The following is a 13,151-nucleotide window of genomic DNA, read 5'->3' on the forward strand; positions in this document are numbered from 1 at the left end:
GGCCACATGACGGTGGACATGACGGTGGCCACATGACGGTGGCCACATGGCCGTGGCCACATGGCGGGGCCCGCCGACCGGGCGTAGCGTTCGCCGTGAGAGCGGTACACGCGCTCTCTCCGAAGCGACGGCCGCCGTCCGGAACGACCCTTCCGTGCGCCCGGTACGACGGCCGTCCCGGGCCGCTCTCAGGCGGTTCTCGCCGTCCCCGTCCCCTTCTCCGCGTCCAGTGCGTACACACACCTGTCCTTGCTGCACGCGTACACCACGCCGTCCCGCACCACCGGCGACCCGGTGATCTCCCCACCGGTCGCCAGCTTCCACCGCAGCCGCCCGTCGTCGGCCTTGAGCGTATAGAGCAGGTGGTCGGTGGAGCCGAAGTGGATACGCCCCTCCGCCACGGACGGCGCCCCCACGACGTCGCCGCCCGCCTGGAAGCGCCACTTGGGCGTGCCGGTGACCGCGTCGAGGGTGTAGAGCCCCTTGCCGCTGCCCACGTGGACATGTCCCGCGGCCACCAGTACCGGCTCGATGGAGGCGCGGGACTCCGTCGCGATGCGCCAGCGGTCGCGGCCGTCGGTGGCGTCGAGGGCGTAGACCGTGCCGAGGTAGTCGGCGAGGTAGATCCCGCCGCCGGTGACGGCCGGGCCGGGGACGAAGGTGGGCGGGCAGAGGAAGGCCGCCGGGGCCTCGAAGTGCCAGCGGACATGGCCGGAGGTCACGTCGACGGCGAGGACGCGCGTCCCGGCGGAGACGTACACGAATCCGTCGTGGGCCCGCGCCACCCGCACCGGAACGCCGCCGCAGGAGGCCGCGTCGCCGATCGGGTACGACCAGCGCTCGTCGCCGGTGCGGGCGTCCAGGGCGCGCAGCCGGGCGTCCTGCCAGACGAAGACCGTGCCGTCGTACAGCGCGGGCCCGGCCTCCGGGGACTCGAAGTCGGTCTGGGCGCCGGTGATCTCCCACAGCTTCTGCCCGTTCGAGGCCTCCCACGCCTGGACGCCGCCGCCGCGCGTGCCGGTGATCACCGTGCCGCGGCCGGCCTTGAGGGAGTACACCCAGGCGTCGGTGGACAGCCGCCACAGGTCGGCGCCCTCCCGGGCTTCGAGGGCGTACAGGGTGGGCCCGTCGGAGGCGTGGATACGGCCGTCCGCGACCGCCATCGACCACGCGACGTCCCGGGTCTTGAAACGGCGGCGGCCGGTGGCCACGTCGAGGGCGTGCACCTCGAAGGAGGTGACGTAGACGAGGTCGCCGGAGACGGACGGGGTGCCCCATACGTCGTTCGACATGCGGAAGCGCCAGGGGCGCCAGCCGGCCGCGTTCTCCGGGGGTGCGGGCGGCGGTGCGGGCACTGCGGGGCCCACGGCCGGGCCGGTGCCGTTGACGCCGGGGCGGGGGCGGGACCAGGAGGCGACCAGGCCGGCCTCCGGAGGGGGTGCCTTCACGGCGGCGGCGCGGGCGTCGGCGACGCGCGGACCGGGCCCGATCGGCACCGCGGCACCGGCCAGCCGTACGGGACCGGTGTCGGGGGCGCCGACCGGAGCGGGGACGGGCGCCGGGACGAACGGGTCGTGCGCGGGCGGATGCGGGGGCAGGGGTGGGGGCGGATGCGGCACTGCGGCCCGGCCGCCGCTGCGGCCCGAGCCGGGGGTGGACCTGGTCGGCGGGCGACCGTTGCGGCGGGCCTCGATCAGGCTCACCGCCCGCTCGGGCAGCCACGCCGACGCCGTACCGCTGTCGTCGGAACCGGAGCCGAAGAGATGGGGGGCCAGCTGGGCCTGGAGGTCGGCCGGGTTGGGTCTGCCGGTGGCCTCCATCTGCATGCAGGACTCGATGAGGGGGCGCAGCTCCTGCGGGAGGCCTTCGAGGTCCGGGCCCTCGCGCAGGAGCATGAAGACGGTCTCGACCGGGTTGGCGCCGTGGAAGGGGGCGTGTCCGGTGGCGGCGAAGACGAGCATCGAGCCCAGCGAGAAGACGTCACTCGCGCCGGTCACGCTCCGCGAGTCCTTGGCCTGCTCCGGCGACATGTAGGCGGGCGTCCCGACGGCGACGTTGGTCATCGTCAAACGGGTGTTCGATACGCCGGAGGCGATACCGAAGTCGATGACCCGGGGGCCGTCCTCGACCACGAGGACGTTCGACGGCTTCAGGTCACGGTGGACCAGGCCCGCGCCGTGGATGGACTGCAGCGCCTCCGCCACACCCGCCGCGAGCCAGCGGACCGCCTGGGCCGGGAGGGGCCCGCACTCGTTCACTATCTCTTCGAGCGAGGGCGCGGGCACATACGCGGTGGCCAGCCAGGGCACGGCCGCACGCGGGTCGGCGTCGACCACGGCCGCCGTGTAGAAACCGGAGACCGCCCGTGCCGCCTCGACCTCGCGCGTGAAGCGGACGCGGAAGAGCTGGTCCTCGGCCAGCTCCGTCCGGACCGTCTTGATCGCCACGCGCCGGCCCGAAGCCGAGCGCGCGAGATAGACCAGCCCCATGCCGCCGGCACCCAGCCGTCCCAGCACCTCGAACGGCCCGATCCGCCGCGGATCGTGCTGCGTCAGCTGATCCACCACTTGCCTGCCACCTCCCCGTACGAGCCGCGTCATTCCACATATGTACGCGACCGAAGTGCAGCGTCTCACCACCGCACCGCCTCGGCGGCACGCACCCTGATTCTTCCTGTCCCGGGCACTGGTTGCGAACCCGGGGGCGGAATCGGGGTGTCTTGGGGCAAAAACACAGCGCCCTGGGACAAAAACACAGGTCCCGCTCCGCGCAAAGGCCCCTTTCGCATGCTGGACGCGGCATCTCGGCGAGGAATCAACGTCGGATCAGCGTTGCAGCAGCGCGAAGGACGCGCCCTGATTGTCCGTGACAACGGCCACCCTGCCGTATGACGCGTCGAAAGGGGGTGCCTGTACGCGTCCGCCGAGCCGCCGCACCGCTTCGAGTACGGCGTCGCAGTCGGCGGTGCCGAAGTGGACGAGGAGGTGGGGCGGCATCTGGGGCGGGAAGACGTCGGAGACGGGCGCGCGGCCGAAGTCGGGCGTGGCGTCCGGCCCGAACAGGGCGTCGGTGAACAGACCGCCGTAGAAGTGGTCGGCACGCTCCGTGTCCCGCGTATACAGCTCGGTCCAGGCGAAGGTGCCGGGCTCGTGCCGCCTGCCGAAGCCCCGGTGCGAGGCCGCCTGCCAGAGGCCGAAGACGGCACCCTCCGGGTCGGCGACCAGCGCGGCCCTGCCCAGGTCAGCGACGTGCAGGGGCGCGGTGACGATCTGGCCGCCGGCCATCTGGACCCGCACGGCCAGCGCCTGAGCGTCCGGCGTCGCGAAGTACACCGTCCACACGGTGGGCATACGGCCGTCCGCCTTGCGCGCGAGCGCGGCGACGGGGGCGCCGTCGCGAAGGGCCCAGACGGAGCCGCCGTGCGCCGCCGGCTGGTCTTCGAAGGTCCACCCGAACAGTTCGCCGTAGAACCGCTTGCCCGCCGCCACGTCGGGCAGCTGGGCCTCGACCCAGCACGCGACGCCCTCGCCGTATGCCTCTTCGCCCGCGGATGCCCTGTTTTCGGCCATACCGTCAACGTATCGGGCTCGCGCGCACCGCGCAGACCAGGCACACCACCCGCTCCGCCCCTGTGCACCCCATTTGCAGTCGGCCGAATCGCGCTCCGATCACCCCTCGGTAAGCTGACGACATGACAGGACAAGTGCGTACCGTCGACGGCCGCGTGGCCGGCCGGCGTGGGCAGGCGACCCGGCAGAAGCTGCTCGACTGCCTCAGCGAGATGCTCAGCTCCTCCCCGTACCGGGACGTCAAAGTCATCGATGTCGCCCGGAAGGCGGGGACTTCGCCCGCGACCTTCTATCAGTACTTCCCGGACGTCGAAGGCGCCGTCCTGGAGATCGCCGAGCAAATGGCCACCGACGGCGGCCAGTTGACCGAACTCCTTGAGGGCCGCTCATGGGTCGGCAAGGCCGGCTGGCAGACCGCGCAGGAACTCGTGGACGGTTTCCTGGAGTTCTGGCGCAAGCACGACGCGATCCTCAGGGTCGTCGATCTCGGTGCAGCCGAGGGCGACAAACGGTTCTACAAGATCCGCATGAAGATCCTGAACTCGGTGAACAACTCCCTGGTCGACGCCGTCGCCGAACTCCAGTCCAAGGGCAGGGTCGACAAGGACGTGAACCCGGCCGCGGTCGCCGGTTCGCTGGTCGCGATGCTCGCGGCCGTGGCCTCGCACCAGAAGGGCTTCCAGACGTGGGGCGTCAAGCAGGCTGAACTCAAGCCGAATCTGGCGCTGTTGGTGCACCTGGGCGTGACGGGCAGGAAGCCGACGAAGTAACGCCGGTCCACGGGTTCGCACTCGGGCGCCAAGTCCTGTCTGGCAGGCGGCGGTTCACTGCGGTGGGCCGCCGCTTGCCGCGCCACCCCGAAGGGGCGCGGGGCTGTGTCGATAGGCGGCTCCGCCGCGCGGGCGCGACCAGCGATGACGCGTGCCACAGACGATCGAGCGTATCGCGGCACTCCCAGCGGAGCGTCAGGGCAGCGGCCGGTCCCTGACGACGTGCTTCATCACCAGCGTGGACGTCAGCCGCTGCACCCCCGGCAGCGTGGCCAGCCGCTCGTCGTACAGCCGCTGGAAGGCCACCAGGTCCGCCGTGACGACCCGCAGCAGGTAGTCGGGGTCGCCGAACAGCCGCTGCGCCTGAAGTACGTGCTCCACGTCGCTCAGCGCCCGCTCGAACTCGGCGACCGTGTCCCGGTCCTCCTGCCGCATCGACACGAAGACCAGCGCCTCGAAGTTCAGCCCCACCGCCGCCGGATCGACGACGGCCCGGTACCCCTGGATCGCCCCGGCCCGCTCCAGCTCCCGCAGCCGCCGGTGACACGGCGAGACGCTCAGCCGCACCCGCTCGGCCAGCTCGGTGACGGTCAGCCGCCCGTCCTGCTGGAGCTCGGCAAGAATCTTCCGATCTACGTCATCCACGAGGCAGATCTTCCCTCACATTCACCCGTGACGGGCAAATTTAAGGAACACTTTCGGGCCGTTCCCGCCTAATGTCCCCGCCATGGACCCCGGAACGCTGATTTCTTTCCTCGCCGTCGTCCTGCTGCTGGTGTGCGTACCGGGCGCCGACTGGGCGTACGTGATCTCAGCGGGCCTGCGCGGCCGTTCCGCCCTGCCCGCGGTGGCGGGCCTGGTCGCCGGTTACGCCCTGCACACGGCTCTGGCGACGGCCGGCCTCGCGGTGCTGGTGGGCGGGTCGCCGGGCCTGCTGACCGCACTGACGGTGGCGGGGGCGGGGTACCTGGTGTGGCTGGGGTGGGGAGTGCTGCGGAATCCAGGGGTGCCGGGGGCGGGCCGGGCGGTGGCGGCCAGTCGCGGCCGGGTCTTTCTGCGCGGCGCCACGATCAGCGGGCTGAACCCCAAGGGGCTGCTGCTGTATCTGTCGGTGCTGCCGCAGTTCCTGGTGACCGGCGCCGGACAGCTGCCGGTGCCGGTGCAGACGGCCACGCTCGGCGTCCTGCACATGGCGTGCTGCGCGGCCGTCTATCTGACGGTCGGTGTCACGGCCCGCGCGGTCCTCGGCGCCCGCCCGGCAGCGGCCCGCGCGGTCACCCGTACCTCGGGCGCGGCGATGCTGGGAATCGGCGCGTTTCTGCTGGTGCAGCGGCTGGCGACGCTTTAGGGGTCGTCGTAAGGGGTCGTCGTAAGGGGTCGTCGTAAGGGGTCGTCTTCAGGATCATCGTCGTACGATCCTGAACACCCGGATCTCGCGCTCCACCCGCGCCTGATACGCCGCATACGGCGGCCAGAACTCCAGCACCGCCTTCCAGGCCGCCGCCCGCTCCTCCCCCTCCAGCAGCCGGGCCCGGACCGGAATGTCCTGCCCCTTCCAGCTGACCTCGGCGTCGGGACGGGCGAGGAGGTTGTGGGTCCAGGCGGGGTGATCAGTGCGTCCGAAGTTGGAGCCGACGAGGATCCAGCTGCGCCCGCCGTCCTGCGGCATACAGGCGAGCGGCGTACGACGGGCCAGCCCGCTCTTCGCCCCCGTCGAGGTCAGGATCACCCCCGGCAGCATCCGCGCGCTCAGCAGCACCTTGCCGCGGGTGAGCCGGTGGACGGCACGGTCCAGCGCGGGCACGACATGCGGGGCGACCTTGGCGAAGCCCGGCGTGGACGACACCTTCTGCACGAACCGCACGCCGAACCGCGTGACGCGCGCTCCGGCCTGCGTGAACCGCGCTCCGACCTGCGTGAACCGCACCCCCACGCCCATCAGACGGTCACCTCCCCGCCCTCGAAGAGCCGCGCCGCGCCGGCGGCATGCGCCCGCAGCCGGTGCACCGGCCCGAAGAGCAGCTCGTCGCCCGCGGCCCGCTTGAAGTACAGGTGAGCCTCGTGCTCCCAGGTGAAACCGATGCCGCCGTGCAGCTGGATCCCGTCGGCCGCCGCACCCCGCAACGCCTCCAGCGCCTGCGCGAGCGCGAGCCCGCCCATCCTCGCGCCACCGGCGGTGGCCCACGCGGCGTAGTACGCGGCCGAGCGGGCGGCCTGGACCTGGACGTAGACATCGGCCAGCCGGTGCTTCACCGCCTGGAAGGAGCCGATCACCCGCCCGAACTGCTCCCGCTGCCCCACGTACTCCACCGTCCGCTCCAGCACCCGGTCGGCGGCTCCGACGGCCTCGCAGGCGAGCGCGGCGGCGGTGGCGTCGCCGACGCGGGCGAGGGCCGCCGGCACATCGCCGCTCTCGTCCCCCAGCAACTCGGCGTCGACATCGCGCAGTTGGAGGCGGGCCTGCGGACGGGTCGCGTCGAGCGCGGTCAGCCGGGTGCGGACGAGCCGCGCCGAGTCCCCGGGGACGAGGAACAGCAGCGTGCGCGAGCGGGCGAAGCCCCCCGCGTGGGCGGCGACGATCAGCAGCCGCGCGCTGTGCCCGTCGAGGACCTGGTCGACCTGCCCGTACAGCCGCCAGCCCCCGTCTTCCGTCCGCCGCGCCTGGACGCCCCCCGCGCGTCCCCCTCCGGCCCAGTCGCCGCCGTCACCGCCGTTGCCGCCGGTCAGCCCGAGCGCGGTGGCGAGTGCGGCGCCGGGCACGCCGAGGGCCGCGGTGAGCGAACCCGCGGCGAGGCGGGGCAGCAGTTCGGCGCGCTGGGCGGGGGTGCCGAGGGCGAGCAGCAGGGGCGCACTGAGGACAGTGGTCGCGAGCAGCGGTGAGGGGGCGAGGACCCGGCCCGTCTCCTCGGCCGCGAGGGCGAGTTCGGTCACTGAGCACCCCACACCGCCATAGCTCTCGGGAACGGCGAGCCCGGGGAGGCCCAGTTGCTCGGCGAGGGCTGTCCAGAGTGCGGGATCGTGGCCGGCCGGCTGATCGACGGCGGCGCGCAGCTCCTCCGGTCCGCACCGCTTGTGGAGCAGTTCGCGCAGAGTGCGGCGGATCTCGTCCTGTTCGGTGGTGAAGCTGGCGTCCATGACTCTTCCCTCCCGATCTGACGGGCCGTCATATTAGGAGCCCGCGAACGAGATGCACAGGGGCAGGAGGCCGCTCATGATTCCCGGGAGCCGGAAAGTCGCCGTGGTCGGCGCCGCCCTCTCCGACTGCGGCCGCGTGGCCGACACGACCCCGTACGCCCTGCACGCCCAGGCCGCCCGCCGCGCCCTGGCCGACGCGGGCCTCGACAAGGCCGTCGTCGACGGCTTCGCGTCGGCGGGCCTGGGCACCCTGGCGCCGGCGGAGGTGGCCGAATACCTGGGCCTGCGCCCCACCTGGGTCGACTCCACCTCGGTCGGCGGCTCCACCTGGGAGGTGATGGCCGCACACGCGACCGACGCGATAGCGGCCGGGCACGCGAACGCCGTCCTGCTCGTCTACGGCTCGACCGCCCGCGCCGACATCAAGGCGGGCCGCAGGACCGGCGACCTGTCCTTCGGCGCCCGCGGCCCGCTCCAGTTCGAGGTTCCCTACGGCCACACCCTCATCGCCAAGTACGCCATGGCCGCCCGCCGCCACATGCACGAACACGGCACGACCATCGAGCAGTTGGCGGAGGTGGCGGTGCAGGCGCGGGCGAACGCCGCGCTGAACCCGGAGGCGATGTTCCGCACCCCGATCACCGTCGGCGACGTGCTCGACGGCCCGATGATCGCGGACCCCTTCACCAAGCTGCACTGCTGCATACGGTCCGACGGCGGGGCGGCGGTGCTGCTGGCGGCGGAGGAGTACGCACGGGACTGCCGTACGGCGCCGGTGTGGGTGCTGGGCACCGGGGAGCATGTCTCGCACACCGCGATGTCCCAGTGGCCGGACTTCACCGTCTCCCCGGCGGCGGTGAGCGGACGGCTCGCCTTCGAGCGGGCGGGTGTACGGCCGGAGGAGATCGACTTCGCGGAGATCTACGACGCGTTCACGTACATGACGCTGGTGACGCTGGAGGATCTGGGATTCTGTCGGAAGGGGGAGGGCGGGGCCTTCGTCGAGAAAGGCCGGCTGAAAGTCGTAGGCGGGGAACTGCCCGTGAACACCGACGGGGGCGGCCTTTCGGCTCAGCACCCGGGAATGCGCGGGCTGTTCCTGCTGGTGGAGGCGGTGCGGCAGTTGCGGGGGGACGTGGGCGGGGCGCGGCAGGTCCGCACACCGGACGGGCGGCTGCCGCGCCTCGCGGTGGCGTCCGGGACGGGCGGGTGGTTCTGCTCGTCGGGGACGGTGGTGCTGGGGAGCTGAGGCCGGCCGGGGGGAACGGGCGCCTGTAAACAACGGGACAATCGGAGCATGGAGTCCGAGTTCGTACGTCTGCTGCGGTCGTCGCGCGTCTGGGAGGCGGGAGTCACCGGACTCCGCCCCTTCGACCCGGCGGTCTCGCCTTCGCGGCAGGAACCCGGAACACCGGCACCCCCTCCCGGAACCCCACCTCCAGTTCCATCCCCACCCGCAGTTCCCCGCCCCCCACGACCTCCGTCATCATCCGCGGCCCCTCCGCGAGGTCGACGACCGCGGCGACGTACGGTGTGCGCCCGTCGAAGGGCGGCAGGTCGTTGCGGTGCACGACGGACCAGGTGTAGAGGGTGGCGCGGCCGGTCGCGGGTTCCCAGGTGACGTCCTCGCTCCAGCAGTGGGGGCAGAACTCGCGGGGGTAGTGATGGGCCCGGCCGCACTCCCCGCAGCGGCGGATCAGCAGACGGCCCTCCGCGGCCGCGTCCCAGTAGGCCCTGGTGAACGCGTCGATCTCCGGGACGTCCATGCGCGCTCCTGTGACAGCTGCCGAATCTGACGGTGCGTCAGGACGGTTCGGTCCAGTTCAGCAGCCGGGACGCGGTCACGCAAGAGCTGTCGGCGCCCCTGAGCGAGACGCGCGACGAACAGATACGGACGAACAGAAACAGGTCCGTGAAGCCGCCACAATCAGTCGCCCTACGCCACCGATCCCACCCACTCCTCCTACATGCGTGATCAATCCGCAACCAATTCCGGTCTTGACTGAGACCCATCAACCAGAGGCGTGATTACGCTCCCGCTCATGGCCGACTCCACCGCGTCCGCATCTCCCGCGAACCAAGCGGCACAGAGCCCCGCACCCTCCGCGGCACAGAGCCCCGCACCCTCCGCGGCACAGAGCCCCGCACCCTCCGCGGCGCACAGCGCCGCAGACCGTCCGGTGTACGTCATCGGCGGCGGTCCCGGCGGACTCGCCGCCGCATACGCCCTGCGCGCCCGCGGCATACGCGCCGTCGTCCTGGAGAGGTCCGACCGCGTGGGCGCGTCCTGGCGACGCCACTACGACCGGCTGCGTCTGCACACCACCCGCCGCCTCTCGGGCCTGCCCGGTCTGCCCATGCCGCGCCGCTTCGGACGCTGGGTGTCCCGCGACAACGTGGTCCGCTACCTGGAGAAGTACGCCGAGCACCATGAGCTGGAGATCGTCACCGGCGTCGAGGTCTCCCGCGTCGACCGCGCCCCCGACGGCACCGGCTGGCTGCTGCACGCCACCGGCGGGCGCGAGCTCACCGGCGCCGCGGTCGTCGTCGCCACCGGCTACAACCACGCCCCCCGGCTCCCCGACTGGCCCGGCCGCGGCTCCTACACCGGCGAACTCCTGCACGCCGCCGACTACCGCAACGCCGAGCCCTACGCCGGCCGTGACGTGCTCGTCGTCGGCGTCGGCAACACCGGCGCCGAGATCGCCGTCGACCTGGTCGAGGGCGGCGCCTCCCGCGTACGGCTGTCCGTCCGCACCGCCCCGCACATCGTGCGCCGGTCGACCGCGGGCTGGGCCGCCCAGTACACGGGCGTGCTGTGCCGCCGGCTGCCGGTCGGCCTCGTCGACCGCCTCGCCCGTCCGCTGGCCAGGCTCAGCGTGCCGGACCTCTCGGAACACGGCCTGCCGCGCCCCGGCACCGGCCTCTACAGCCGGGTCAACGAGGGGTCGATCCCGGTGCAGGACGTCGGCCTCATCGACGCCGTGCGCAAGGGCGCCGTCGAGGTGGTGGCCGCCGTCGACGGCTTCGAGGACGGCAAGGTCGTCCTCGCCGACGGCGACCGCGTCGGCCCGGACACCGTGATCGCCGCCACCGGCTACGTCCGGGCACTCGACGGCCTCATCGGCCACCTCGACGTCCTCGACGCCCGCGGCAAACCGGTCGTCCACGGCGCCCGCACCCCTCAGCACGCCCCCGGCCTGTACTTCACCGGCTTCACCAACCCCATCAGCGGCATGCTCCGCGAGCTGGCCATCGACGCCGAGAAGATCGCGAAGGCCATCGCGAAGAGGGGGGCGGGTTCGGTGTCACGGCTGCCGGTGTGAGGCAGGCAGGTCCGGCCCGTGGCAGGCCGGGCCGATCACGGGGTGGGCCTGTCCGGCCTGCTCCCGCGTGCGCCGTGGAGCCGCGGATGCCCCGGCTCAGACTCGGGTCCGGATCGGTTCGAGGGGCGGCCGGACGCGGGGGTTGGGCGCTGCTGCCCGGCGACCGTGCCGGGTGGTCGGCTGGCGTGCCGGGTGGTCGGCTGGCGTGCCGGGCGAGGGTCCCGGTCAGGCGCCGGGGCGGGCTGAATTCTGAGCCCGTCCCGGCGGCTGAATCTTCAGCCCGCCCCGGCGCTCAGCCCAGTTCCGGGGCCTCCTCCAGGAAGGTGTCGAGCACGCCGTCCGCCACCTTGACCGTGCCTTCCGGCCTGGTCTCGCCCGGGATCGTCCTGATCTTCCCGGCCTCGTCGGCGAGTTCGGCGGCCCGGTCGAACAACTCGGCGGCCCGCGCCTCGTCACCGTCCGCCCTGGCCGCGAGGGCGTCGAGGGTGGTCAGGAACCCCTCGCCCCACAGGTCCAGCGCATCCAGCCATGGTTCGCTGTCGGCGATGAACGCCTCGTCCTGCACGCCGTCCCGCAGCCGCTCCGGGGTGGCGGCCAGCAGCTCGGCGTACGGGCGCAGCTCGCGCAGCGCCGTTTCCCGGTCGCCGGCGGCCCAGGTGGTGCGGAAGGCGTCCAGCCTGCGGGTGAGTTCGGGAGCCTGCGGCTGCCACGGGGTGGAGCCGAAGGTGGAGGCGTAGTGCTGGGTGTCGAAGAACGCCAGCAGCGCCTCGGTGGTCCTGGCGTCGCCCCCGGACAGGTAGTCGGCGGCGGCCCGCCAGGTCCGTTCCGGGTCGTAGGCGGTGTCGTTCCAGCTGAAGTCGGCTCCGCCGTAGAGCGCCACCTTGCTGGCCGACGCCTGGTTCATGGGGTTGAGCACGATGCCGGACAGCTCCTCGTTCAGCCCGGCCTCCCGCCCGTCGTACGGTGCGAGATGGAGCCGGCCGGCGGACTCGCCGAAGTCGTTGACCGGGTAGTTGTCCCAGAGGAAGACCTTGCGGCCCCAGACATCCGAGGCTTCTTTCGCCTCCTCGACACTGATGGACCGCGGGACCACGTCGGGACCCGTCCACATCACCTCGACCCGGGGGTCGAGCTGCTCCCGGATGACCGTCTTGTACGGGGAGTCCGCCACGTCCCAGTACTCGGTCGGCACCATCTGCAGCGGTCTGGTGCCCTCGTGGGTGTCGAGGAAGTTCTCCTGCACGTGGTTCAGCAGATCCACCTGGGCCCGCGCGGCGGCGGCCTGGCCCGGTCTGCCGTACTTCGCCTCGTCGCCCGCGCAGTTCCACCTGCCGTAGTTGATGTCGTCGAGCGGGACCGAGAAGCTGCGTACGCCGAGGTCGTACATCGACTGGAGCTTGGCCTCCAGCGCCTCGATGTCGTCCTCGTCGCTGTAGCAGATGGAGACACCGGGCGAGATGGCGAAGGTGAACCGCACATGGTGGTCGGTGGCCTGGCCCACCAGCTGGCCGAGCTCGGCCAGCTTGTCGGCGGGGTAGGGGTCGCGCCACTGCTCGCGGTGGTACGGGTCGTCCTTCGGCGCGTAGATGTAGGTGTTCATCCTGACATCGCCGTAGAACGCGAGCTGGTCCATCCGCTCCGCGTGCGTCCACGGGCTGCCGTAGAAGCCCTCGATCGCCCCGCGCAGCGGCATCAGCGGGTAGTCGTTGACGGATACGGCCGCGATCTTGTGCCCGGAGACGAGCTGGCGGAAGGTCTGCGCGGCGTAGTACGTGCCGTCGGTGTCGGCGCCCGCGAGGACGACGGTGCCTCCCGCGCCCTGGGATGCCCGGGAGGCGAGGGCGTAGCCCTCGGCCCGCTCGGTCTCGGGCACTTGGCCGCCGGCGGAGCGCAGAGCGTCGGCCACGCGGTCGTCGCTCAGCGGGCCGACCACCACGGTGAGCGGCTCACTGCCGGAGCCGGTACGGGCGGCGTCCAGACCGACGGTCTCGATCCGCTGGGCCCCGGCGCGGCGCAAGGCGGCGGTGACGAGCTGCTCGGTCGGTTCATCCAGGTCGTCGGCGCGGGCGAGGCGCACCGTGGCCGGTACGGTCAGGTCGCCGCCGTTGGAGGTCATCCGCTGCGGCTGGGGTGTGACGACGGGGAGGGAAGGCGCTTCGGCTCGCGGGCGCCCGGCCGTGGGTGCGGCCAGGGCTGAGCTTGCCGGGACCGCCGGCACGAGCAGTCCGGTCGCGGCGAGGCCGGTGACGGCCAGGCGGGCAGCGGCGCGGGGGCGGGGGCGGGGGTTGGACTTGGGCATCGGGTCTCCACGGGAAGGCAGTTGCACCAGGAGTCTCACCAGAATGTGGTCT

11 protein-coding genes are annotated in these 13,151 nt (G+C 72.4%); 4 read left to right on the plus strand and 7 right to left on the minus strand.

Going from position 1 to position 13,151, the window contains the following annotated elements; genetic code table 11:
• Positions 1 to 188 precede the first annotated feature (188 nt).
• Together afsK and kbpA are read right to left on the minus strand one after the other, a co-directional pair.
• Positions 189 to 2,567, minus strand: a complete 2,379-nt coding sequence (gene afsK / locus GFH49_RS16115; RefSeq protein ID WP_155056572.1) for a protein serine/threonine kinase AfsK — start codon at positions 2,565 to 2,567, stop codon at positions 189 to 191.
• 258 nt (positions 2,568 to 2,825) lie between these two features.
• Positions 2,826 to 3,569 (minus strand): AfsK-binding protein KbpA, encoded by a 744-nt coding sequence (gene kbpA, locus GFH49_RS16120; protein WP_155056573.1) that lies wholly within the window; start codon positions 3,567 to 3,569, stop codon positions 2,826 to 2,828.
• 134 nt (positions 3,570 to 3,703) lie between these two features.
• Between kbpA and GFH49_RS16125 the strand changes: the two genes are divergently transcribed.
• Entirely contained in the window at positions 3,704 to 4,339 is a 636-nt protein-coding gene (locus GFH49_RS16125) for a TetR family transcriptional regulator (protein ID WP_155056609.1), read from the plus strand.
• A gap of 195 nt (positions 4,340 to 4,534) precedes the next feature.
• On the opposite strand, the gene GFH49_RS16130 is transcribed toward GFH49_RS16125, so the two are convergent.
• On the minus strand, positions 4,535 to 4,984 hold the full coding sequence (locus tag GFH49_RS16130) for an Lrp/AsnC family transcriptional regulator (RefSeq protein WP_155056574.1): 450 nt from the start codon (positions 4,982 to 4,984) through the stop codon (positions 4,535 to 4,537).
• Between the two features lie 82 nt (positions 4,985 to 5,066).
• Between GFH49_RS16130 and GFH49_RS16135 the strand changes: the two genes are divergently transcribed.
• Positions 5,067 to 5,687, plus strand: coding sequence for a LysE family translocator (locus tag GFH49_RS16135; RefSeq protein ID WP_155056575.1), 621 nt, complete (start codon positions 5,067 to 5,069; stop codon positions 5,685 to 5,687).
• 54 nt (positions 5,688 to 5,741) lie between these two features.
• On the opposite strand, the gene GFH49_RS16140 is transcribed toward GFH49_RS16135, so the two are convergent.
• Positions 5,742 to 6,278 (minus strand): nitroreductase family deazaflavin-dependent oxidoreductase, encoded by a 537-nt coding sequence (locus tag GFH49_RS16140; protein WP_155056576.1) that lies wholly within the window; start codon positions 6,276 to 6,278, stop codon positions 5,742 to 5,744.
• Entirely contained in the window at positions 6,278 to 7,474 is a 1,197-nt protein-coding gene (locus GFH49_RS16145; RefSeq protein ID WP_155056577.1) for an acyl-CoA dehydrogenase family protein, read from the minus strand. The genes GFH49_RS16140 and GFH49_RS16145 overlap by 1 nt, the downstream gene beginning before the upstream one ends.
• Positions 7,475 to 7,550: 76 nt before the next feature.
• On the opposite strand from GFH49_RS16145, the gene GFH49_RS16150 reads away from it, so the two are divergent.
• The gene (locus GFH49_RS16150) at positions 7,551 to 8,723 is read left to right on the plus strand and encodes a thiolase C-terminal domain-containing protein (protein ID WP_155056578.1); all 1,173 of its coding nucleotides are present in this window, start codon (positions 7,551 to 7,553) and stop codon (positions 8,721 to 8,723) included.
• 103 nt (positions 8,724 to 8,826) lie between these two features.
• On the opposite strand, the gene GFH49_RS16155 is transcribed toward GFH49_RS16150, so the two are convergent.
• The gene (locus GFH49_RS16155) at positions 8,827 to 9,240 is read right to left on the minus strand and encodes a Zn-ribbon domain-containing OB-fold protein (RefSeq protein ID WP_155056579.1); all 414 of its coding nucleotides are present in this window, start codon (positions 9,238 to 9,240) and stop codon (positions 8,827 to 8,829) included.
• 414 nt (positions 9,241 to 9,654) lie between these two features.
• Between GFH49_RS16155 and GFH49_RS16160 the strand changes: the two genes are divergently transcribed.
• A complete protein-coding gene (locus GFH49_RS16160) occupies positions 9,655 to 10,800 on the plus strand; it encodes a flavin-containing monooxygenase (protein ID WP_230396327.1) in 1,146 nt (381 codons plus the stop codon).
• A gap of 292 nt (positions 10,801 to 11,092) precedes the next feature.
• Here the strand turns inward: GFH49_RS16160 and GFH49_RS16165 are convergent, their stop codons facing one another.
• Positions 11,093 to 13,099 (minus strand): glycoside hydrolase family 84 protein, encoded by a 2,007-nt coding sequence (locus GFH49_RS16165; protein WP_155056581.1) that lies wholly within the window; start codon positions 13,097 to 13,099, stop codon positions 11,093 to 11,095.
• Positions 13,100 to 13,151 lie beyond the last annotated feature (52 nt).

It is taken from the genome of Streptomyces blattellae (genome assembly GCF_009709555.1).
GTDB classification, from domain to species: domain Bacteria; phylum Actinomycetota; class Actinomycetes; order Streptomycetales; family Streptomycetaceae; genus Streptomyces; species Streptomyces blattellae.

Coding starts and splice junctions, on each gene's coding strand:
- kbpA (WP_155056573.1), bottom strand. CDS start 3,569: ATGGCCGAAAACAGGGCATCCGCGGGCGAAGAGGCATACGGCGAGGGC.
- GFH49_RS16140 (WP_155056576.1), bottom strand. CDS start 6,278: ATGGGCGTGGGGGTGCGGTTCACGCAGGTCGGAGCGCGGTTCACGCAG.
- GFH49_RS16150 (WP_155056578.1), top strand. CDS start 7,551: ATGATTCCCGGGAGCCGGAAAGTCGCCGTGGTCGGCGCCGCCCTCTCC.
- GFH49_RS16155 (WP_155056579.1), bottom strand. CDS start 9,240: ATGGACGTCCCGGAGATCGACGCGTTCACCAGGGCCTACTGGGACGCG.
- GFH49_RS16165 (WP_155056581.1), bottom strand. CDS start 13,099: ATGCCCAAGTCCAACCCCCGCCCCCGCCCCCGCGCCGCTGCCCGCCTG.
- GFH49_RS16135 (WP_155056575.1), top strand. CDS start 5,067: ATGGACCCCGGAACGCTGATTTCTTTCCTCGCCGTCGTCCTGCTGCTG.
- GFH49_RS16145 (WP_155056577.1), bottom strand. CDS start 7,474: ATGGACGCCAGCTTCACCACCGAACAGGACGAGATCCGCCGCACTCTG.